Source organism: Achromobacter deleyi (genome assembly GCF_902859705.1).
GTDB classification, from domain to species: Bacteria; Pseudomonadota; Gammaproteobacteria; order Burkholderiales; family Burkholderiaceae_B; genus Achromobacter; species Achromobacter deleyi.
The window spans coordinates 39,951-61,942 of the sequence record NZ_CADIJO010000031.1 but is presented as its reverse complement, the minus strand read 5'-3'; the positions used below and the strand labels follow the sequence as shown (position 1 = coordinate 61,942).

20 protein-coding genes and 1 pseudogene are annotated in these 21,992 nt (G+C 67.7%); 11 read left to right on the top strand and 10 right to left on the bottom strand.

Going from position 1 to position 21,992, the window contains the following annotated elements:
- The 7 genes and pseudogenes from HV798_RS28015 to HV798_RS27985 form a co-directional block, all read right to left on the bottom strand.
- Positions 1 to 348: pseudogene (locus HV798_RS28015) on the bottom strand (type II secretion system protein GspL); the annotation flags it as partial.
- Positions 345 to 1,289 carry a type II secretion system minor pseudopilin GspK gene (gene gspK / locus HV798_RS28010; RefSeq protein WP_175193855.1) on the bottom strand — a complete coding sequence of 315 codons (945 nt, stop codon included), beginning with the start codon at positions 1,287 to 1,289 and terminating at the stop codon, positions 345 to 347. The gene gspK and the pseudogene HV798_RS28015, both read right to left, overlap by 4 nt.
- The gene (locus tag HV798_RS28005) at positions 1,286 to 1,933 is read right to left on the bottom strand and encodes a prepilin-type N-terminal cleavage/methylation domain-containing protein (RefSeq protein WP_175193854.1); all 648 of its coding nucleotides are present in this window, start codon (positions 1,931 to 1,933) and stop codon (positions 1,286 to 1,288) included. Before HV798_RS28005 ends, gspK begins: the two co-directional genes overlap by 4 nt.
- Positions 1,930 to 2,328, bottom strand: a complete 399-nt coding sequence (gene gspI / locus HV798_RS28000) for a type II secretion system minor pseudopilin GspI (RefSeq protein WP_025138957.1) — start codon at positions 2,326 to 2,328, stop codon at positions 1,930 to 1,932. The genes HV798_RS28005 and gspI overlap by 4 nt, the downstream gene beginning before the upstream one ends.
- Entirely contained in the window at positions 2,315 to 2,803 is a 489-nt protein-coding gene (gspH, locus tag HV798_RS27995; protein WP_175193853.1) for a type II secretion system minor pseudopilin GspH, read from the bottom strand. Before gspH ends, gspI begins: the two co-directional genes overlap by 14 nt.
- Positions 2,775 to 3,203, bottom strand: coding sequence for a type II secretion system major pseudopilin GspG (gene gspG, locus HV798_RS27990; RefSeq protein ID WP_029954106.1), 429 nt, complete (start codon positions 3,201 to 3,203; stop codon positions 2,775 to 2,777). Before gspG ends, gspH begins: the two co-directional genes overlap by 29 nt.
- Positions 3,204 to 3,279: 76 nt before the next feature.
- Positions 3,280 to 3,726, bottom strand: coding sequence for a general secretion pathway protein GspC (locus HV798_RS27985; protein ID WP_175193852.1), 447 nt, complete (start codon positions 3,724 to 3,726; stop codon positions 3,280 to 3,282).
- 218 nt (positions 3,727 to 3,944) lie between these two features.
- Here HV798_RS27985 and HV798_RS27980 point away from each other — a divergent pair, with 218 nt between their 5' ends.
- From HV798_RS27980 to HV798_RS27965, 4 genes are all read left to right on the top strand, one after another.
- On the top strand, positions 3,945 to 5,900 hold the full coding sequence (locus HV798_RS27980; protein ID WP_175193851.1) for a PhoX family protein: 1,956 nt from the start codon (positions 3,945 to 3,947) through the stop codon (positions 5,898 to 5,900).
- Between the two features lie 230 nt (positions 5,901 to 6,130).
- Positions 6,131 to 8,128, top strand: a complete 1,998-nt coding sequence (locus HV798_RS27975; protein WP_175193850.1) for a LamG-like jellyroll fold domain-containing protein — start codon at positions 6,131 to 6,133, stop codon at positions 8,126 to 8,128.
- Between the two features lie 21 nt (positions 8,129 to 8,149).
- A complete protein-coding gene (locus tag HV798_RS27970) occupies positions 8,150 to 8,338 on the top strand; it encodes a hypothetical protein (RefSeq protein WP_175193849.1) in 189 nt (62 codons plus the stop codon).
- Positions 8,339 to 8,375: 37 nt separating this feature from the next.
- On the top strand, positions 8,376 to 10,550 hold the full coding sequence (locus HV798_RS27965; RefSeq protein ID WP_175193848.1) for a phosphocholine-specific phospholipase C: 2,175 nt from the start codon (positions 8,376 to 8,378) through the stop codon (positions 10,548 to 10,550).
- Positions 10,551 to 10,653: 103 nt separating this feature from the next.
- Here HV798_RS27965 and HV798_RS27960 read toward each other — a convergent pair whose 3' ends face one another.
- Entirely contained in the window at positions 10,654 to 11,562 is a 909-nt protein-coding gene (locus HV798_RS27960; protein WP_025138949.1) for a LysR family transcriptional regulator, read from the bottom strand.
- 154 nt (positions 11,563 to 11,716) lie between these two features.
- Here HV798_RS27960 and ggt point away from each other — a divergent pair, with 154 nt between their 5' ends.
- The 6 genes from ggt to HV798_RS27930 all read left to right on the top strand — a co-directional run bounded on the left by ggt (position 11,717) and on the right by HV798_RS27930 (position 19,903).
- Positions 11,717 to 13,345 carry a gamma-glutamyltransferase gene (ggt, locus tag HV798_RS27955; RefSeq protein WP_025138948.1) on the top strand — a complete coding sequence of 543 codons (1,629 nt, stop codon included), beginning with the start codon at positions 11,717 to 11,719 and terminating at the stop codon, positions 13,343 to 13,345.
- A 35-nt stretch (positions 13,346 to 13,380) separates the two neighbouring features.
- Positions 13,381 to 14,895 carry an ABC transporter substrate-binding protein gene (locus HV798_RS27950; RefSeq protein WP_175193847.1) on the top strand — a complete coding sequence of 505 codons (1,515 nt, stop codon included), beginning with the start codon at positions 13,381 to 13,383 and terminating at the stop codon, positions 14,893 to 14,895.
- 132 nt (positions 14,896 to 15,027) lie between these two features.
- Positions 15,028 to 15,972, top strand: coding sequence for an ABC transporter permease (locus tag HV798_RS27945; protein WP_025138946.1), 945 nt, complete (start codon positions 15,028 to 15,030; stop codon positions 15,970 to 15,972).
- On the top strand, positions 15,969 to 16,847 hold the full coding sequence (gene nikC, locus HV798_RS27940; RefSeq protein WP_025138945.1) for a nickel transporter permease: 879 nt from the start codon (positions 15,969 to 15,971) through the stop codon (positions 16,845 to 16,847). Before HV798_RS27945 ends, nikC begins: the two co-directional genes overlap by 4 nt.
- A gap of 14 nt (positions 16,848 to 16,861) precedes the next feature.
- Complete coding sequence (locus HV798_RS27935; protein ID WP_175193895.1) at positions 16,862 to 18,721, top strand: dipeptide ABC transporter ATP-binding protein; 1,860 nt, start codon at positions 16,862 to 16,864, stop codon at positions 18,719 to 18,721.
- Positions 18,722 to 18,919: 198 nt separating this feature from the next.
- Positions 18,920 to 19,903 (top strand): Bug family tripartite tricarboxylate transporter substrate binding protein, encoded by a 984-nt coding sequence (locus tag HV798_RS27930; RefSeq protein WP_175193846.1) that lies wholly within the window; start codon positions 18,920 to 18,922, stop codon positions 19,901 to 19,903.
- 60 nt (positions 19,904 to 19,963) lie between these two features.
- Here HV798_RS27930 and HV798_RS27925 read toward each other — a convergent pair whose 3' ends face one another.
- Complete coding sequence (locus HV798_RS27925) at positions 19,964 to 20,614, bottom strand: LysE family translocator (RefSeq protein WP_175193845.1); 651 nt, start codon at positions 20,612 to 20,614, stop codon at positions 19,964 to 19,966.
- Positions 20,615 to 20,765: 151 nt separating this feature from the next.
- Between HV798_RS27925 and HV798_RS27920 the strand changes: the two genes are divergently transcribed.
- On the top strand, positions 20,766 to 21,302 hold the full coding sequence (locus tag HV798_RS27920) for a YaeQ family protein (protein WP_175193844.1): 537 nt from the start codon (positions 20,766 to 20,768) through the stop codon (positions 21,300 to 21,302).
- A 15-nt stretch (positions 21,303 to 21,317) separates the two neighbouring features.
- Here the strand turns inward: HV798_RS27920 and HV798_RS27915 are convergent, their stop codons facing one another.
- Entirely contained in the window at positions 21,318 to 21,989 is a 672-nt protein-coding gene (locus HV798_RS27915) for a Rossmann-fold NAD(P)-binding domain-containing protein (protein WP_175193843.1), read from the bottom strand.
- Positions 21,990 to 21,992: the final 3 nt, after the last annotated feature.

The following is a 21,992-nucleotide window of genomic DNA, read 5'->3' as shown; positions in this document are numbered from 1 at the left end:
CTCGCGCGCGGCCCAGGCCAGCGGCACCGAGCCGTCGGCGGCGCGCGGGCCGTGGCCGATCGCCAGGTCGTCCAGGTCGCTCAGCACCAGGGGTTCGAGCGCGCTGCGCACCGCGGCGCCGAAACGCGCGCGGGCCACGGCGGGCACCTGCACGGTGGCGGCGATGACGTCGCCGGGATGCAGCACGGCTTCGCAAGCGGCTTGCGGATAGGCCTGGCCCAGGGCGGCCAGCGTCAGTTCACCGCGGCGCGCGCAATTGCCGCGGCGGTCGAACCACGCAAAGGGCAGCGGCGAGCCGGGGCCGAATTCGGCCAGGGGGGGCAGCGCGATGCGCAAGGAATTCTTCACGGATTTTCTCTAGTCCAGAGGGTGTCGGGCGCGGCCGGCGGGGCACTGCGTATCAGCGCCTGCATCGAGACCCGGGCCCGTTCGTAGGCAACCACGCCATTGGCGATGAACCAGCCGCTGGCGGTGACGACGGCCGGCGCCGGGGTCTTCACGCCCGTGGCGGCAAGCCGGTTGGCGAAGTCGCCGCTGTTGTTGAACCAGTTGCCGCGGTCGCGTTCGCCGGTGATGGCGCGGGCCTGGCTGAGCGACAGGCCCGGCACCAGCGCGGCGATGACTTCCGGCGGCGCGGTGTTGACGTTGACATTGGTGGCCAGCGGCAGCACGGTCATGGTGCGGCGCAGTTCGTTGCGCACCGCGGGCTCCAGCCCCAGCAGCGCGGCCACGTCGTCGATGCCGCGCGGCTGCGGCGCGCGGGCATCCGGGGTCTGGCCGCCCTGGGCCGGCGTGGGCGCATCGGCCGGCTGTGCGGGCGGCTGGCTGGCCACGATGATGTCCAGCATGCGCGCGGCCAGCGCGTCGGGCAGGCGCAGGCTGGCCAGCAGGCGCCGCAGCACCTGTTCCTGTTCGGGCTGCGGCACGCCATGGTTGGCCAGGTTGTTCAGGTTGTACTTGCCTTGTTCGTCCTGCACGCGGCCGGAGAACACCGCCACGCGGTCATCGCCGGGGCGTTCGATGCGGGTGTCGAGTATCGGCGTGGCCCAGATCTGGTCCCCGCGGGTGGTGGATTCGCGCTTGCCGTGGTCGCGGATCACCAGGCGGGCCCAGTCGATGCCGCCGGCCAGCATCATGCGCGCCTGCACCCGTGCCATTTCGTTTTCGACGCGGCGTGTGCTGGCGGTCTGGCGCTGGAACAGGCTGGTGGTCAGCGCGGCCACGATGGCCACGATGATCAGGGCGCTGATGACGGCAGCGCCGCGTTCGCGCGGGCGGGGCGCGTTCATGGCAGCTCCAGGATGCGGCTGTAGCGCCGGGTGTCGGCGCCCGCACCGCGGTCCAGCGCGATCTCGATGCCGCTGGGCGTGGCCGAAAACGGCGAGCGCGTATCCATCCAGCCGGCGCCGGGCACCCAGCCGCGCAGCACCAGCGCGCGCACGCCGGGCAGGAGCAGCACGCCGTCGCCCGCGGGCGGCAGCGGCGCCTGTTCGGCCGAAACACCGCTGGCACGCCACAGGCCGTCCTTGCGCACGGACCATTGCACGCGCTGCCAGCGGCCGCTGCCGTCCGGATCGGGCCGCAGGATTTCCAGCGTCTGGGCGCCGGCGGTGCCAGGCAAGAGGCGGATGCCGCTGGTGAAGACGCGCGCATCGATGCCGGGCGAAGCGAACGACGGGCCGTTGTAGGCCAGTTCGGCGTCGCGGCCGATCTGGCCCAGCGTGCGCACGATGGCGTCGGTGTCTTCGGCCTGCTGCGAGATCCATTCGCGTGCGCTGGACACGCTTTCCAGGCCGCGCCAGGCCATCAGGCTGACCAGCGCCATCAACGCCAGGGCGACCAGCACTTCGATCAGCGTGAAGCCCGCTTCGGCGCGGCCGCGGGGGCGGCGAGCGTGGCGCAGGGTTGGGGGCGAGGTGTGGAGCAGACTCATCGCAGGCTCGACAACAGGCCGTCCAGTTGCAGCAGGACCCCGCCGTCCGCGTTGTCGCGGACCTTGACCGAGACCTGGCGGAAACTGCGGTTCAGCGAATTGGTGAATTCCAGCTCGCAGCGCAGCGCCAGGCCGCCTTGGGGGCAGGGCACGGTCTGCGTGCCGGCGCGCGGCAGCGTCTGCTCCAGCCGCAACTGCGTCAGCGCGTTCTGCGCGGCCAGCAGCGCCAGCGTCTTGTCCTGCAGCGCGCGGTTGTTGGCGGCCATGACGCCGGTGGCGCGCAGGGCCGCGCCCATCGCGACCGCGATGATGGCCAGCGCCACCAGCACCTCGATCAAGGTGAAGCCGCGCTGGCGCTGGCGTTGCCGCAAAGCGGGAAATTCAGCGGATGTCATAGTGTCCCGACGCATCGCGCGACAGCGTCACGAGCGATTCGCCCGCCCGCAGCTGCAGGCTGAACGGATCGGCCACCCACTCGGTATTGAAGACCAGCGGCCGGTTCGGATTCAGCCGCAGTTGCACGGGGCCGGCCAGCCAGGCGCGCGGGCGCAGCGCGTCGTCGCGTTCCAGCTTGTCCACGGGCAGCGTCACGTCTTCGTCGGCGGTGGGCGAGTCGGCGCGGCCCTGGCGTTCGAACGACCAGCCGCCGGCGGCGGGCAGCCAACGTATCGGCCGGCCGTCGCTGCGGGCTTCGCTTTGGGCCACGGTAAAGGCGTCGGCCAGGCGCTGCGCGTCGTCGCGCAGCGGGTCCGGGCCCTTGCCGATGGACAGGCTGACCATGCTGGCGGCGATGGCGACGATCACCAGCACCACCAGGACTTCGACTAGCGTGAAGCCGCGTTCAGAGTTCCCACGAACCGATGTCGGCATCGCCGCCTTCTCCCCCGGGCTTGTTGTCGGCGCCGAACGAGAACACATCGATATCGCCTTTGACGCCAGGGCTCAGGTATTGATACGGGTGGCCCCAGGGGTCATTGGGCAGCTTGTCCAGGTAGCCGCGCCAGTTGGACGCGCCTTCGGGCTTTTCGACCAGCGCGCGCAGGCCCTGGGCGGTGGTGGGGTAGCGGCCGTTGTCCAGCCGATACAGCTTGAGCGCCTGCATGATGCCGCCGATATCCTGGCGCGCCGCCACCTGGCGGGCCTGGTCGGGACGGTCGAGCACGCGCGGAACGATCAGGGCCGCAAGAATCCCCATGATCACGATGACCACCATGATCTCGATCAGGGTGAAACCTTGCTGGCGGGCAGGCCCACGCGATGTCTGACGCACTTTACAACTCCGGTCTTTCAGTAGAAGCGGAGGATTGTGGACATGAAATATGACAGCAATATGAGCCTGAGCGCGCTCACTTGGCCGCGCTGGCGATGCCGTCCGCGGGGGCCGGGAACACCGGGGCCGCCAGGCGGTTGGCGCGGCCGCCTTGCTCGACCGTGATCGCGTCGGCGCCGATCTCTTTCAAGAGAATGCCCGGCGCGACTTCATCGCCCACGCGCCAGGCCAGCGGCGGGCCGCCGTCGACGCTGAAGACGGCGGCGCCATCCGTGCCGGCGGCAATCACGCCCAGCACGCTGATCTGCGTGCGCATCACTTCATCGCGGCCGAACCAGAGCGCCACCGGCGTGTTGTCGGCGGCGCGCGGTGCGGGCGCCGAGAGCGCGGGGGGCAGGGGGCCAGGGCCGGGTGCGAGCAGCACCGCACCCCAGACGCCCAGGCCGGCGGCCAGCGCCAGCACGGCCAGGACACGAAGCGCGGCAGGCGCCGCGGGTAGGGACAAGCGTAGGGACAAAGGCATGAAGGGCAAGGCGAAAGGCGCGCACCGACAGGCGGGACGCGCAGACAGGAATGCGCCCGACTATAGCGGCCGATCATGACAAGTCCGCGATAGCGCGGCGCAATTGCTTTCAAGATGCAAACGAAGCGCTGTCATCAAGCTTAAATGCCGCCTGTCTAGCATGCGTGCACGCTGCGGCGAAGCCCCGCGGCATTGACCCCTCCCCACAGGAAACAACGATGCAAGACACGACACACGCCAACCGCCGTCGCCTTCTGAAAATGCTCGGCGGTGCGCCGATGCTGCCGCTGGGCGGCGTAAGCATGGCCGCGCTGCTGGCGGGCTGTAATTCCAGCGACGATGACGATGATGAAGTCGTCACGCCGGGCAACCCGCCCGCGCCCAACGTCACGTTCAAGTCCGCTTCGTTCACGTCGATGCCCGCGCCTTCGCTGGCCAACCCCGCCCTGATGGCGCGCACCACGGTGGGCTCGTCGATGGTGCTGACGTTCAGCGACGGCTCGACCCGCAAGGTCGACCTGGGCTACGAACAGTTCTTCATGACCGGCGACGCGGTGCCGGACGGCAAGGGCGGCAGCATCATCGCCGGCGCCTATTTCGACAACACCGGCGCGCCCATCATGGACAACTCGGTGCCTGCCAAGGCGCGCGCGTTCTTCTCGAACTGCCCGGACGGCATGTCGCTGCTGAAGCTGGAAGCGCCCAAGGTGCCGGGCGTCAATGGCAATACCGTGTTCGCCGTGGTGCAGTTCGAATATCAGTCGATGGACCAGGCCGGCAACGACATGTACGGCCGCCTGCCGTCGCCGATCGCCGTGCTGACCCTGGCGCAGGACCCGGCCACCGGCAAGCTCAGCCTGGTCAAGTACAGCAACGTCGACACCTCGTCGGTGAACGGCCTGTGGATCACCTGCGGCGCCAGCCTGTCGCCCTGGAACACCCACCTGTCCAGCGAAGAGTACGAACCCGACGCCACCGTCGCCAAGACCCAGGCGCAGTTCCAGGCCTACAGCCAGAACCTGTTCAACGACCCCAACAAGGCCAACCCGTACCACTACGGCCACATGCCGGAAGTGACGGTGAACCCGGACGGCACCGGCAGCATCAAGAAGCACTACTGCATGGGCCGCATCTCGCACGAGCTGGTCCAGATCATGCCCGACCAGCGCACCGCGCTGATGGGCGATGACGCCACCAACGGCGGCCTGTTCATGTTCGTGGCCGACCGCAAGGCCGACCTGTCGTCGGGCTCGCTGTACGTGGCCAAGTGGACGCAGACCTCGGGCACCGGCCCGGGCGCCGGCACGCTGACCTGGATCAACCTGGGCCACGCTACCAGCGCCGAAGTCAAGGAACTGGCCGACCAGCTGACCGCCGCCGACATCATGGACGTGCGCAAGACGGACCCCGCCGACAACACCTTCACCAAGATCCGCTTCAGCGGCGGCGACAACTGGGTCAAGCTGATGCCGGGCCGCCGCCAGGCCGCCGCCTTCCTGGAGACCCACCGCTACGCCGCGCTGGTCGGCGGCACGCTGGGCTTTACCAAGATGGAAGGCACCACGGTCAACGTCAAGGACAAGATCGCCTACAGCGCCATGTCGCGCATCGAAAGCTCGATGGTCGACGGCACCGTGGCCGGCATGAAGGTCACGGCCAACTCGGCCGGCGCCGTCTACCAGCTGCACATGAAGGCCGGCCAGGTCGACACCAACGGCCAGGCGATCGACAGCGAATGGGTGCCCGTGGACATGGCGGCCGTGGCCGAACTGGTCGGCGCGCCGATCTCGCCGGTCGACGAACTGGGCAACACCCACAATGCCGACAAGATCTCCAACCCCGACAACCTGAAGTTCTCGGAAAAGCTGCGCACGCTGTTCGTGGGCGAGGATAGCGGCGGCCACGTCAACAACTTCCTGTGGGCCTACAACGTCGACACCAAGGCGCTGTCGCGCCTGTTGTCGTGCCCGGTGGCGGCTGAATCCACCGGCCTGCAGGCGGTGGACGAGATCAACGGCTGGACCTACATCACCAGCAACTTCCAGCACGCCGCCGACTGGGGCAGCGTGCACGCCAAGGTGCGGCCCACGCTGGAACCGCTGGTCAAGGCCAACTACAAGGACGGCTTCGGCGCGTCGGTGGGCTACCTGACCGGCGTGAAGATCGGCAACTGATCGGCCTGGCGCCGAACAGGGCGGAGGCAGCGCGCAAAACGCCGCGTCCGCCCGCGTGAGACCTCGAAGGGACCGGCGTGCCGGTCCCTTCGCTTTGTTTCCGTCTGTGTCGCATCAGAAAAAAATCCTGATCCGTCGATCAGCGATTCCTTTCTTTGCTTCATGCGTCGTTCACCTTGCGAAGCCACTATGTGGGCCACCCACAAAGCGGGTTTCGAAAGGGAAAGAACATGCAGGTAATGAAGTGGAAGCGCTGGTGCGCGGCACTGGCCGCCCTGGGCGCGCTGGCCGGATGCGGCGGCAGCGACGACAAGAACGACGACGAGGCGACGCCGCCGGCGACGCAGCCGCCTGCCGCGTCTGCGGCCAACAAGGTGCTTTTCATTGGCGTGGACGGCCTGACGTACGACGCCTATCGCCAGAGCGTGGCGGACAAGTCCCTGCCCAGCCTGGCGCAACTGACCGTGACGCGCAGCTGGACCGGCGGCGTGACGGGCGGCGTGACGCAGCAACCCACGCTGCTGGTGCCGGGCTGGACCACGCTCCTGACCGGCCAGTGGGCCGACCAGCATGGCGTGCGCAGCAACGCACCGGGCCAGGCGCCCAAGACGCCGACGCTGTTCCAGCGCGTCAAGACGGCCAAGCCCGCCGCGCGCACGGCAGCGGCCTTCAATGCGACGTTGCTGGCCAGCCTGGCGGGCAATGACCGCGCCGCCGGCTACCTGCAAAGCCTGACCGACTGTGCGGGCGTGGACACTTGCGTGGCCAGCCAGGCGCGCGATCGCATCACCGAAGGCTACGACGTCGTGGTGGCGCAGTTCGGCGCGCCCGAGACCGCGGCCCTGGCCGCCGGCTTCGGCGCCGGCTACCAGGCCACCCTGCGCCAGACCGACAGCGCCATCGGCGCCTTGCTGGCCCAGGTGGCCGGCCGCCGCGCCGACCATCCGGAAGAGAACTGGCTGGTGGTGGTGGCGTCCAGCCATGGCCTGGACCGCACGGGCGGCAGCGACGGCCTGCAGCTCTCGCTCAACAAGACCACGCTGCTGGCGATGAACCGGCCGCAGTTGCTGGGCGGCAGCGCCGACGACGCGTCGTTCGACGGCGTCTGGAACAGCGCCTGGTACGCCTTGCCCAGCGCCGCCGACGCCGCGCCCACCGTGCTGGCGCACCTGGGCGCCTTGCCGGCGGCCGGCCAGTACGACATGGCGGGCGCTGCCCTGACCGAGTCGGTGGCCCTGCGCCGCGCCGCCAGCCGCACGTCGATGGACAACAAGAGCGTGTCGCTGAACTGGACCCGCGTCGGCATCCCGACCGGCGACATCGTGATTGCGCGTGACGGCGCCGAAATCGCCCGCCTGCCCGGCACGGCGACCGACTATGTCGACACCGCGTTCTCGTTCACGACCGAAGGCATGCACGAGCTGAACTACACCATCTCGGTGGGCAATGCCGTGACGGCAGTGCGCGCCACGGTGGTGTACACGGCGCCGGTGCCGCTGCTGCCGTCGCTGCGGACCGGCCTGACGATGCTGTTCCCGTTCGAAGGCAACCTGACCGACAAGGCCGCCGGCGGCGGGGCGATCACCCCCTACGACGGCACGCAGACGCCGGTGTTCGCCGACAAGGGCGTGTTCGGCAAGATGTTCCAGAACGTGCGTACCGGCGACCCCATCGGCGCCTTCAAGCTGGACTATCCGGCGGGCCTGCTGGACACCGTCAATGCCTTCACCATCGGCTTCTGGTACCAGTCGGACGGCACCGCCAACGACCGCTCCATCCTGGGCAACAAGGACTACAACTCGGGCGGCAACCCCGGCATCACCATCGCCCAGTGGGCCGGCCCCGAGTTGCGCTTCAACCTGGCTGGCGGTACGCGGGTCGACATCAACGGCGTGAAGTTCACGCCCAACAAACCCGTGTACGTGGCCATGTCCGTGGACAAGACCGCCAAGACCATGTCGGCCTACGTCTACGACCCGGAACTGGGCTTCACCAGCCGTTCCACGCCCACCGCCGCGGTCGACCTGACCAAGATCGCCGGCCTGTTCGGCCCGCACCTGGGCCTCAATGAAGACGGCAAGGGCACCTACGGCGTGTGCTGCGCCGGCACCAAGGGCCCCTACACGATGTATTTCGACGACCTGGCCTTCTGGTCGCGCGCGCTGACCGAAGCCGAGGTCAAGTCGCTGGCCCTGTCCGGCAAGTCCGTTTCCGAACTGATCCCCTGATGTCCCAAGGATAGATACAACATGAATACTTCCCCGATCTTGCGCGCGTTCCTGCGCCTGGGCGCGGTGCTGATGATCGCCGCCACCCTGACCGCCTGCGGCGGCGACAAGGACGACGACAGCGACAGCGGCACCCCCGGCGGCGGCAACCCCGAGACGCCGACCCAGCCGACCCAGCCCGTCAAGCCCCAATTGCGTTGCGCGCCCTGACAGCGGCGCCCCAATCAGAATTCAAGGAATAGCACCTGTGACGTCCGAAAAAGACCCGATCCACGCCGGCAAGCGCCGCTTCCTGCGCAACGCCGCCGCCTCGACCGCCGGCCTGACCGCCTTGTCGATGTTCCCGCCGGCCATCCGCCGCGCGCTGGCGATTCCCGCCAACAACCGCACCGGCACCATCAACGACGTCGAGCACGTGGTCATCCTGATGCAGGAAAACCGTTCGTTCGACATGTACTTCGGCACGTTCAAGGGCGTGCGCGGCTTTGGCGACCGCATCACCGTGCCGCTGCCGCAGAACCGCTCGGTCTGGGAACAGACCAACGGCACCCGCGTGGTGCTGCCGTATCACCTGGACAGCACCAAGGGCAACGCCCAGCGCGTGTCCGGCACGCCGCACGATTACCTGGACGCGCAGAACGCCTGGGACGGTGGCCGCCTGTATCAGTGGCCGCGCTACAAGCAGAACCAGTCCATGGGCTACTACACCCGGCAAGAGCTGGGCTTCCAGTTCGCGCTGGCCGAGGCCTTCACGTTGTGCGATGCCTATCACTGCGCCTCGCACGGCGGCACCAACACCAACCGCCTGTTCCACTGGACCGGCACGAACGATCCGCTGGCCCAGGGCAACGGCCCGTCCACCCGCAACCAGTGGGACGGCCTGGGCGCCTCGACCATCGGCTGGACCTGGAAGACCTACCCCGAGCGCCTGCAGGAAAACGGCGTGACCTGGAAGGTCTACCAGAACCTGCCCGACAACTTCACCGACAACCCGCTGGCCGGTTTCCGCCAGTTCCGCAAGGCCTACGAACTGTCGGGCAACGACCCCACCGTCACGCCCAACCCGCCGGCCTGGACGCCCGCGTCGGACGCGACCAACCCGCTGTACAAAGGCACCGCCAACACGATGCCGGACGGCGGCCTGCTGCAAGCCCTGCGCGATGACGTGATGAACGGCAACCTGCCGCAGGTGTCCTGGATCGTCGCGCCCGCGAACTATTCCGAGCACCCCGGCCCGTCGAGCCCGGTGCAGGGCGCCTGGTACATCCAGGAAACGCTGAACGCCCTGACGGCCAACCCGGACGTCTGGAGCAAGACCGTGCTGCTGGTCAACTTCGACGAGAACGACGGCTTCTTCGACCACGTGCCGTCGCCGGCCGCGCCGTCGATCAACCCGGACGGCTCGATGGCGGGCGCATCCACCGTCAACACCGACCTGGAACGCCACACTCGGCCTTCCGCCCAGGATGCGGCCGACAACCGCGTCTATGGCCCCGGTCCGCGCGTGCCGATGTACATCGTGTCGCCCTGGAGCCGCGGCGGCTGGGTCAACTCGCAGGCGTTCGACCACACCTCGGTGCTGCGTTTCCTGGAAGCGCGTTTCGGCGTGGCGGAAAAGAACATCAGCCCGTGGCGCCGCGCCGTGCTGGGCGACCTGACGTCGGCCTTCAATTTCGCCACGCCCAACAACGAAAAGCTGCCCGACCTGAGCTTGCTGACCAAGGCCCAGGCGGACCAGACCCGTGCCGACCAGCAGGCGCTGCCCCAGGTGGCCTTGCCCGACACCACCACGCAGGCCAAGCCCGTGCAGGAAACCGGCGTGCGCTTCTCGCGTCCGCTGCCTTACGAACTGCACACCAGCGGCCGAGCCCAGCCGGGCACCAGCGCCATGTGGCTGGTGTTTGCCAACACCGGCACGGCCACGGGCGTGTTCCACGTCTATGACCGCCTGCACCTGGACCGCCTGCCGCGCCGCTATACGGTCGAGCCGAACAAGCAATTGGAAGGCAGCTGGGACACGGCCGCCGACGGCGGCAAGTACGACCTGTGGGTGATGGGTCCGAACGGCTACCTGCGCCATTTTGCCGGTGACCTGGCCCTGGCCCGCAGCGAGCAGCTCGATGCCGAGATCCGCGTCTGCTACGACGTGGCCAACGGCGACGTCTACGCCAGCTTCATCAACAGCGGCACGAAGCCGGTCACGTTCGTCGTTACGCCCAACGCCTACTACACCAATAACGAGAAGTGGTCGTTCACGGTGCCGGCGGGCAGTCAGGTGGAACAGTCGTGGGCCCTGAAGGCCAGCGGCGCCTGGTACGACTTCTCGGTGCGCCTGAACGAAGACCCCGCCTACCTGCGCCGCTTTGCCGGCCGCGTGGAAACGGGCAAGCCGACGGTGACCGACCCGGCGATGGGTACGTAAGGCACGGCCCCGCGCGCCCCGGAACCTGTCATCTCTGGGCAGGTCCGGGGCCGTTCTGTTTCAGCTGGCCCCCGGGCGCTGCCGCCCCGGCCTGGCGTCGCCGTCAGGCCGGGGCGGCCCCTTGGGGTTCGCGTGCCCGGAATGCCGCGGCGCAGGCCTCGCAGATGGCCGCGGTGATGCCCTGGCGGGCGTGTTCACGCCGTTCCAGCATGCCGATGGCCCGCGACATCGGGCCAAGGTCGGCGGGCAGGGGCAGGATGCGCAGTTCCGGACTGGCGTGCCAGTTCGAGCCGTTGATCAGCGGCAACAGCGTCACGCCGACCTCCTGGCGCACCAGCTCGACCAGGGTCTCGATCGCGTTCAGTTCCAGGAATTCGTTCAGCGGCACCGCCAGGCGCCGCAGCAGCCGGTCGATCTGCAGCCCGGTGCGCTGGGTCCGGTCGAACCGCAAGAAGGGGTTGCCCGCCAGCACCTGGCGGGCATCGCGGCCCGCAGCGGACGGCGAGGCGATCACCACCAGCGGTTCTTCATACAGCGGCACCCAGCGCGTGCTGGCCATCTTGCGGCCGGCTTCCACCAGGAATGCCGCATCCAGCTCGCCGTCTTCGACCTTGCCGGCCAGTTCACTGGCCTTGCCCGACAGAATCCGCACGTCCAGCTTGGGATGGGCCTTTTTCATGCCCGACACGACCTTGGACAGCGTGCCCATGCACGACACGATGCTGCCCACCGACACCGACCCCGCCAGTTCACCCGGCACGGTGCGCGGCAGCCGCATGCGGTCGTATAAATCCAGCAAGTGCTTGATTTCCGGTAGCAATTCTCGGCCGGCTGCGTTAAGAATGGCAAGACGCCCGCTGCGGTCGAACAATTCACGCCCCAGCTCGGCTTCCAGCGAGCGCATCTGGAAGCTGACGGCGGCCTGGGTCAGGGCGACCTGCTCGGCAGCCTCGGAAAACGAACCGTGGTGGGCCACGGCCAGGAACGTGCGCAAGAAGCGGATGGTGCTCATCAGGGTGATTCCGGGGTTGAATCCAGGGGCGATCTGTGCAGGAAAAGCCCCCGTTGACTCACAAAAATTTCTTTTATGAGCGAACAAAAAATCAAATTGATTTAATTAGATCACGGGAGTACCTTCGCGGGCTTACCTATCTGAGACACGCGCCATGAAATCCTTCGACTGGGTCAACCCTTACCCCTCCGTCCGCATCCCGCTGTTCGCCCGCAACGTGGTGTCCACGTCGCACCCGCTGGCGGCCCAGGCAGGCCTGCGCATGCTGCTCAAGGGCGGCAACGCCGTGGACGCCGCCATCGCCGCGGCCGCCACCATCGTGCTGGTCGAACCGGTGTCGTGCGGCCTGGGCGGCGATTGCTTCGCCATCGTCTGGGACGGCAAGGAACTGCATGGCCTGAACTCGTCGGGCGTGGCCCCGGCCGCCTGGAACGTCGAATACTTCAAGCGCAAGTACGGCACGGGCCCCGACGGCCTGGCCATCCAGCCCAAGCGCGGCTGGGACTCGGTGACGGTGCCGGGCGTGGTCGCCGGCTGGTCGGCCCTGCACGAAAAGCTGGGCAAGCTGCCGTTCGAACAACTGTTCGAGCCCGCCATCGAAATCGCCGAGCGCGGCTATGCCGTGCCGCCGGTGGTGGCGCACAAGTGGGCCGCCGCCGCCAAGGAACTGAGCAATCAGCCGGGCTACGCCCAGGCGTTCATGCCGGAAGGCCGCGCGCCCAAGGTCGGCGAACACTTCCGCTTCCCGGACGCCGCCAACACGCTGCGCCGCATCGCCGAATCGCATGGCCGCGACTTCTATGAAGGTGAACTGGCCGAGCGCATCGCCGCTTTCGCCAAGGAAGGCGGCGGCGCGATGACGCTGGAAGACCTGCGCGGCTACCGCCCGGAATGGGTCAAGCCGATCTCCAAGTCGTACCGCGGCTACGAGCTGCATGAAATTCCGCCGAACGGGCAGGGCATCGCCGCGCTGATCGCGCTGGGCATCGTCGAACGCTTCGACATGGCCAGCCTGCCGGTCGATTCGGTGCAGTCGCAGCACGTGCAGATCGAAGCCATGAAGCTGGCCTTCGCCGACCTGTACAAGTACGTGGCCGACCCGCGCTCGATGGAAGTCACGCCCGAGCAGATGCTGTCCGACGACTATCTGGACAGCCGCGCCAAGCTGATCCGCCTGGACGGCGCCACCCACTTCGAAGCCGGCCGTCCGCATGCCGGCGGCACCGTCTACCTGACCGCCGCCGACGAAAACGGCATGATGATCTCGTTCATCCAGTCCAACTACATGGGCTTCGGCTCGGGCGTGGTGGTGCCGGGCACCGGCATCAGCATGCAGAACCGCGGCGTGGGCTTCTCGATGAATCCCAAGTCGGCCAACGTGGTCGAAGGCGGCAAGCGCCCGTTCCACACCATCATCCCGGGCTTCTTGACCCGTGGCGGCAAGCCGGTCATGAGCTTTGGCGTGATGGGCGGCGACATGCAGCCCCAGGGCCACATGCAGACCGTCGTGCGCATGATCGACTATCACCAGAACCCGCAGGCCGCCTGCTGCGCGCCGCGCTGGAAGGTCAACCGCGATTTCACGCTGGATATCGAGACCAATATGAAGGCTTCCACTATTGCGGGCCTGAAAGACCTCGGGCATGCTTTGAAGTCGGTGGACGATCCTTACATGGACTTCGGCGCCGGCCAATTCATCTGGCGCATGTCCGAAAGCGACAACGAGCTGGGCTACGTCGCCGCCAGCGACAGCCGCCGCGATGGCCAGGCCGTCGGCTTCTGATACTCGGCAGTGCAGCCTCAAGGGGAAAAAACACAATGAAACGCTTGACCATGACCTTCGGCGCCAGCGTGCTGGCGCTGGCCGCCGGCGCCGCCTGCGCCCAGAACATCCGGATCGGCCTGCAGGAAGATCCCGACGTCCTGGACCCGCACCGCGCCCGCACCTACGTCGGCCGCATCGTCTTCACCTCGCTGTGCGACAAGCTGGTGGACATCGATCCCAAGCTGCACTTCGTGCCGCAGCTGGCCACCTCGTGGTCGTTCAGCCCCGACAACAAGGTGCTGACCTTCAAGCTGCGCGAAGACGCGCTGTTCCACGACGGCAGCAAGTTCGATGCCGCGGCCGCCAAGGCCAACCTGGACCGCGCCATGACGCTGCCCGACAGCCTGCGCAAGGGCGAACTGGCCTCGGTCGAGAAGGTCGACGCGCCCGACGCCACCACGCTGGTGCTGACGCTCAAGCAGCCCGACGCCACGCTGCTGGCGCAGCTGTCCGACCGCGCCGGCATGATGCTGTCGCCCAAGACCTTCGCCGATCCCGACGTCGCCTCGGTGGGTCGCAAGCCCATCTGCTCGGGCCCGTACAAGTTCGTCGAACGCATCCAGAACGACCGCGTCGTGCTCGAGAAATTCGACCAGTACTACGACGCCAAGGACTACGCCTTCAAGCGCATCACCTTCCTGCCCATCCCGGACACCACCGTGCGCCTGTCGAACCTGCGCGCCGGCGACCTGGACATGCTCGAACGCCTGAACCCGTCCGACGCGCCGCAGGTCAAGACCGACGCCAGCCTGACCTTCGCACCGGTGGCCGGCCTGGGCTTCCAGCAGTTCATGTTCAACGTGGGCAACGGCAAGCGCGCCGAAGACAACCCGTTCAAGAACAAGCTGGTGCGCCAGGCGTTCCAGCTGTCCATCGACCGCAACGCCATCAACGACGTGGCCGGCGGCGGCATCTTCGAACCGGCGCAGCAGCCGTTCCCGCCCGCCAGCCCCTACCACAGCGACAAGTTCCCCGTGACCAAGCGCGACGTCGCCAAGGCGCGCGCGCTGCTCAAGCAGGCCGGTTTTGACCGCGTCAAGGCCGAAGTCATGTTCGGCAACAACACCACCACCTCGTCGGTGGCCGAAATGGTGCAGGCGATGGCCTCCGAAGCCGGCTTCGACCTGTCGCTGCGGCCCACGGAATACGCCGCGCTGCAAAAGGAATCGGCCGGCGGCAACTTCCAGGTCGTGATGCTGGGCTGGTCGGGCCGGGTCGATCCGGACGGCAACATCCACACCTTCGTGACCTGCAAGGGTGCCCTGAACGACGGCCACTATTGCAACCCGGAAGTCGACAAGCTGCTCAACGAGGCCCGCACGGTGCCGGATGAAACCAAGCGCCGCGCCATCTACGACCAGGCCCAGGCGATCATCCAGGACGAACTGCCCGGGGTGTACAACTACTACCAGCCGTGGCCGTTCGCGCTGGGCAAGAAGGTCAAGGGCTTCGTGCCGTACCCGGACGGCATGATCCGCCTGAAGGGCGTGACGTTCGCACAGAAGTAAACGGGATGCGGCGGCTTGCCGCCGCGCCCGCCGGCCGCGCGTTTCGCGCGGCCGCTTGTTTCCCGCGGTGGCCGTGCGCCAAGCCTGACCGGCCCGGCTCCGTCCACCGCTTTTGTTCTACGGTTTTCCCACATGCTTAAACTTATCTTGCGCCGCGTGATCGTCGCGATACCGACACTGATACTGGTGTCGATGATCGTCTTCATGCTGCAGAAAATCCTGCCCGGCGACGCGGTGCTGACCATGGCCGGCGAAGAGCGCGACCCAGCCGTGCTGGATTACCTGCGCGAAAAATACCGCCTGAACGATCCCTTGCCGATGCAGTACGTCGCCTGGGCCACCCAGGTGGTGCAGGGCGATCTGGGCAAGTCGCTGCGCACCGACGTGCCGGTCACCACGCTGATCGCCCAGAAGCTGCCCGTGACCCTGCAACTGGCGGCCATGGCCATGTTCTTCGCGTTGCTGGTGGGCATACCCATGGGCATCCTGGCCGCGGTGCGCAAGGGCAAGCCCATCGAAATGGGCGCCAACATCGCGGCGCTGTCCGGCATGTCCATCCCCAATTTCTGGCTTGGCATCATCCTCATCATGGTGGTGTCCGTGCAATGGAAGCTGTTGCCGGCGTCGGGCTATGTGTCGCCGGCCGAAGACTTCTGGCTGTCGATCAAGACCATGCTGATGCCGGCGCTGGTGCTGTCCACGGCCATCGCCGCCTACCTGATGCGCCACACCCGTTCGGCCATGCTCGAAGCGCTGTCGGCCGACTACGTGCGCACCGCGCGCGCCAAGGGCGTGTCGCCGCGCCGGGTGGTGCTGCGCCACGCGCTGCGCAATGCGTTGATGCCCATCGTCACCCTGGTGACGCTGCTGTTTGGTGAATTGCTGGCGGGCGCCGTGCTGACCGAGCAGGTCTTCACGATCCCGGGGTTCGGCAAGCTGGTGGTCGACGCGGTGTTCACGCGCGACTACGCGGTGGTGCAGGGCGTGGTGCTCTGCGTTGCAGTGGGCTTCATCCTGATGAACCTGCTGGCCGACATCCTGTACATCCTGGTCAATCCCCGCCTGAGGCACTCATGAGCGCACTTCCTGCAACGGCCGCTGCCGTCACGCCGCCCCGCAGCCGCAACCGCGCCTGGGGCAAATTCAAACGCAACCACGTGGCCATGCTGGGCCTGGCCATCGTGCTGTTCTTCGTGCTGCTGGCCCTCCTGGCGCCGCTGATCGCCAACCACGATCCGTTCCAGACCAGCTTCACCACCATCCGCAAGGCGCCGTCGGCCTCGTACTGGCTGGGCACCGATGAACTGGGCCGCGACATCTTCAGCCGCATGGTCTATGGCGCGCGCGCCTCGCTCATGGCCGGCCTGGTGTCGGTGCTGATCGCGCTGGCGGTCGGCGTGCCGTTCGGCCTGGCCGCCGGCTACTTCGGCGGGTGGACCGACAGCGTCATTTCCCGCGCCACCGAAGCCCTGCTGGCGATTCCGTTCCTGATCCTGGCCATTGCGCTGGCGGCCTTCCTGGGGCCCAGCCTGATCAACGCCATGATCGCCATCGGCGTGTCGGCCGCGCCCAAGTTCGTGCGCCTGACGCGCGGCCAGGTGCTGGCCGTGAAGAACGAAGACTACGTCCAGAGCGCCCGCGCGCTGGGCGCGTCCGACCTGCGCATCATCGCCCGGCACGTGTTTCCCAACGTCATGCCGCCGCTGATCGTGCAGGCCACCATCACCATCGCCACGGCCATCATCGCCGAGGCCAGCCTGTCGTTCCTGGGCCTGGGGCTGCAGCCGCCGAACCCGTCGTGGGGCTCGATGCTGAACACCGCCAAGAACTTCATGACCCAGGCGCCCTGGATGTCGATCTTCCCCGGATCGGCCATTTTCCTGGTGGTGCTGGGCTTCAATCTGCTGGGCGACGGGCTGCGCGACGCGCTGGATCCCCGTCAGGAAAAATGATCACCATGGCAACAATGGATCCCAAACGCGTCGTCCAGGTCAACGACCTGACCGTACGCTTCAAGACCCCCGAACGCACGGTCGAGGCCGTGCGCAATGTGTCGTTCCACGTCGATCGCGGCGAAACGCTGGCGATCGTGGGCGAGTCCGGCTCGGGCAAGTCGGTGACGTCGCTGGCGCTGATGCGCCTGGTGGAATATGGCGGCGGCAAGATCGTCAACGGCGGCATGCTGCTGCGCCGTCGCAATGGTGATGTGCTGGACCTGGTCAACGCGCCCGACAGCACGCTGCAACGCGTGCGCGGCGCTGACGTGGCCATGATCTTCCAGGAGCCCATGACCTCGCTCAACCCCAGCTTCACGGCCGGCAACCAGATCGCCGAGGCCTTGCAGCTGCACCAGGGGCTGGACGCCGCGGCCGCGCGCGCCGAAACGCTGCGCATGCTGGAACGCGTGCGCATTCCCGAGGCCCGCGCCATTCTCGACCGCTATCCGCACCAGCTGTCCGGCGGCATGCGCCAGCGCGTCATGATCGCGATGGCGCTGTCGTGCAAGCCGCAGCTGCTGATCGCCGACGAGCCCACCACGGCCCTGGACGTCACCATCCAGGCCCAGATCCTCCAGCTGATCCGCCAGCTGCAGGAAGAAATGGACATGGGCGTCATTTTCATCACGCACGACATGGGCGTGGTGGCGGAAGTGGCCGACCGCGTGCTGGTCATGTACCGCGGCGACAAGGTCGAAGAGGGCGGTTCCGACGAAGTCTTCGCGCGGCCGCAGCATGCCTACACCCGCGCCTTGCTGTCGGCCGTGCCGCGCCTGGGCGCCATGCACGGCACCGACGAGCCCGCGCCGTTCCCCTTGCTGAAGGTCGAGGAAGCGGCCCACAAGCCCCTGCCGGACCAGGCCCCCGTGGCGGCTCCTTCCACCGTGCGCCGCGAAAACGGCCCGGTGCTGAAGGTGCGCGACCTGACCACCAGTTTCGACATCACCGGCGGCATCCTGGGCCGGGTGCAAAAGCGCGTGCACGCCGTGGAAAAGGTCAGCTTCGACCTCTATCCCGGCGAAACCCTGTCGCTGGTGGGCGAGTCGGGTTGCGGCAAGACCACCACCGGCCGGTCGCTGCTGCAGCTGGTCAAGAGCCAGGGCGGCTCGATCGAATTCGACGGCCAGAACATCGGCGCGCTGCGCGGCAGCGCCATGCAGACGCTGCGCCGGCACATCCAGTTCATCTTCCAGGACCCGTTCGCCTCGCTCGATCCGCGCATGACGGTGGGCTATTCCATCATGGAACCGCTGCTGATCCACAACGTGGCGCGTGGCCGCGAGGCCCAGGAACGGGTGCGCTGGCTGATGGACAAATGCGGCCTGGCGCCCGAAATGATCGACCGCTATCCGCACGAATTCTCGGGCGGCCAGCGCCAGCGCATCTGCATTGCGCGCGCCCTGGCGCTGAACCCCAAGGTCGTGATCGCCGATGAATCCGTGTCGGCGCTGGACGTGTCGATCCAGGCGCAGATCGTGAACCTGCTGCTGGACCTGCAACGCGAACTGGGCGTGTCGTTCCTGTTCATCTCGCACGACATGGCGGTGGTCGAACGCGTCAGCCACCGCGTGGCGGTGATGTACCTGGGCCAGATCGTCGAGATCGGCCCGCGCCGCGCCATCTTCGAGAATCCGCAGCATCCCTACACCAGGAAGCTGATGGCGGCGGTACCCATTGCCGATCCGCAGCGGCGCCACCGCGAGCGTTCGCTGCTGGTCGACGAGATCCCCAGCCCGATGCGCAAACTGGGCGACGACCCCCTGGTCGAGCCGCTGGTGCAGGTGGGCGAAGGGCACTACGTCGCGCGGCACGCTATCGGCGTGTATTGATGCGGTAGACGCCTGCCGCCGCGAGGCGGCCTGGACCAAAAGAAGCGCGGCCCGACCTTGTCCGGCCGCGCTTCTTTTGGTCCGATTGTGAAACATTTATATCGGGGTAATCATTAATGGATCAAACGTTTCATAAGCGCCTACGATGACTGCCTGAGCCGGGCCGTCTCCCGGCCAAAGAAGATCCAGGGGAAAACCATGTTGCACCGAGTCTTGAAACGTGGCGCCGCGCTGCTGTCCGCGGGCGCGGCGTGTTTGCTGGCCCAGGCCAGCCACGCGCAGGAATATCCATCGCGGCCGATCCGGCTGGTGGTGCCGTCGGCGGCGGGCGGCTCGCCCGACACGGTGATGCGCCTGGTGGCGCAGGAAGCCGGCAAGCGGCTGGGCCAGACGCTGGTGGTCGAGAACAAGCCGGGTTCGTCCGGCATCGCCGGCATGCTGGACGTGTATCGCGCCGCGCCCGATGGCTACACGCTGGGCTACGCCAACAACGTCACGCTGGCGATCAACCGCAGCACCTTCAGCCAGCTGCCCTACGATCCGCAAAAGCTCACGCCCGTGATCTTCGTGCTCAAGGTCGCCAACGTGCTGGCGGTCAATCCGGACATGCCGGTCAAGACCCTGCCCGAATTCGTCGAATACGTGCGCCAGCATCCCGACAAGGTCACCTTCGCGTCGCCCGGCCAGGGCACGTCCGGCCACCTGACCGGCGAAATGCTGGCGCAGGCGTCGACGTTGCGGATGATCCACGTGCCGTATCGCGGCAGCCCCGCGGCCACCACCGACGTGATCGGAGGGCAAGTGGATGCCATCTTCGACAACACCATCAGCATCACGCCCTACATCCGCTCGGGCAAGCTGCGGGCGCTGGCCTCGACGGGCCTGGCGCGCTCGCCGCAATTTCCCGACCTGCCGACCGTCGCCGAAGGCGTCTTGCCCGGCTTCGAAGGCGTGGCCTGGGGCGGCATCGTGGCGCCGCCGGGCACGCCGGCCGCCATCGTCGACCGCCTGAACCGCTGTTTCAATGAAGTGCTGGCCGATCCGGCCGTGCGCGACCGGCTGGTGGCGCTGGGCAACGATGAAATCGTGGGCGGCGCGCCGCAGGCGTTGGCGGATTACGCCGAAAAGGAAACCGTCAAATGGGCCGCCGTGGTGCGTGCGGCCAAGCTGCCGGTGCAGTGACGGCAGTGTGCCCGGCGCGACGCGCCGGCACACCGACGCCGGCCGGGCGCCGCGCGGGCGTCAGCGCTTTTCCAGCGCCAGCCGGATGCCGAAGGCGATGAACACGGCGCCAGTCATGCGATCCAGCCCGCGCATCACGGCGGGGCGCGACAACCAGCGCGCCAGCGGCCGGGTCGCCGCCACCAGCAGCGCAAACCACAGCACGCCCAGCAGGGCGTGGATGCCGGCCAGCAGCAGGCTGAAGCGCAGCACGTCCGCGCCCGCGGGAATGAACTGCGGCAGGAAGGTGATGTAGAACACGCCCACCTTGGGATTGAGCGCGTTGGTCAGGCAACCGCGTGCGAACCAGCCGGCCGCGCTGGCGCTGGTGGGCGCGACCGCTGCCGGGGCATCGCTGGCGCCCGTTGCCGCGCGGCGGCCGGGCAGGGTGCGCCACAGCAGCTTGGCGCCCAGGTAGAACAGGTACACGGCCGCGCACAGGCGCAGCACATCGTAGGCCAGCGTCGATACCGCCAGCAGCGAACCCAGCCCCAGCGCCGCGATGGCGCCCCATACCAGGCAGCCCGCGCAGATGCCCAGGCCCGCCATGAAGGCGCGGCGTCCGCCTTCGACCGCGGCGGTGCGCAGCACCAGGGCGGTGTCCAGCCCCGGTGTGATGGTCAGGATGGCGGCGGCCAGGGTGAAGGCGAGCAGGGCGGCGGTGGCGGTCATGAGGGTCTGCCTTGAAGGGAAACCGGCTGCAAGCAGACCGGGGGGAAAGCCGGCCAGCGACGGCCTGGCCGAGGGCGTCAGTGTAGCGCCGGGCGTGCAGGCGGTATCATGGCGGCCTTCGACAATTTGCTTTCTGAACGGATTTTTCGCCATGGCCCTGCGCGCCACCATCTACAAGGCCGAGCTCAACGTCGCCGACACCGATCGGCACTACTACGGCAGCCACTCGCTGACCGTCGCCCGCCACCCGTCCGAAACCGATGAGCGCATGATGGTGCGCCTGGTCGCGTACGCGCTGCACGCGCAGGAAGAACTGGCCTTCACCAAGGGCCTGAGCGACACCGACGAGCCGGACCTGTGGGTCAAGGACCTGACCGGCGCAGTCAAGCTGTGGATCGAAGTGGGCCAGCCCGAAGAACGCCGCATCCTGCGCGCCTGTGGCCGCGCCGACGAAGTCATCGTGTATTGCTACGGCGGCTCGGCCAGCAAGATCTGGTGGGACGGCGTGCGCAACAAGCTCGAACGCACGCGCAACCTCAAGGTGGTCAACCTGCCGTCGGACCAGACCCGCGCGCTGGCCAAGCTGGCCGAACGCACCATGCAGCTGAACGCCAATATTTCCGACGGCGTGGTGTATTTCTCGGCCGACAAGGGCGAAGTCAGCGTCGAACCCGAAGCCTGGCGTTAAGGCGCCTCGCAGGCGCTAGCCGCGTGCGGCCAGCGCCTGGATATCCGCCGTTTCCAGCACCGCCGACGGCGCCCCGTGGCGCGCCGCCGCCAGCATGGCCTGGCCCACGCTGCGCGTGGTCAGGATATGGCGCGGCAACAGCCGGCGCAGCGGCGTCAGCAGCGGGCCGATCACCCGGTACATCCAGCGGTAGGCGGGCGTCTTGGACTGAATGCCGTCCAGCGGCTGGATCATGCCCGGCCGCATCAGGTACACCGCCTTGAACGGCAGCCGCAACAGCGCGTTTTCGGTACGGCCCTTCACCCGCGCCCACATCGTGCGCCCCTGCTCGCTGCTGTCAGTGCCGGCGCCCGATACATAAATGAAGGTCATGCCCGGATTGGCGGGCGCCAGCGCGGTGGCGATGGCAAGCGTCAGGTCGTAGGTCAATCGCTGGTAGTCGGCTTCGGCCATGCCGCCTGACGACACGCCCAGGCAGAAAAAGCAGGCGTCGTAGCCCGTGGGCAGCGGCTGGGCGGCGGCAAAGCCGAACAGGTCCGGCAGCACCAGGTCGCGCAGCTTTGCGTGCTGCAGCCCCGACGGCCCCCGGCCCACGGCCAGCACCTCGGTCACGTCGTCGGCCTGCAGGGCCGCGCGCAGCGCGCCTTGCCCCACCATGCCGCTGGCGCCGAACAGCATCACTTTCATGGC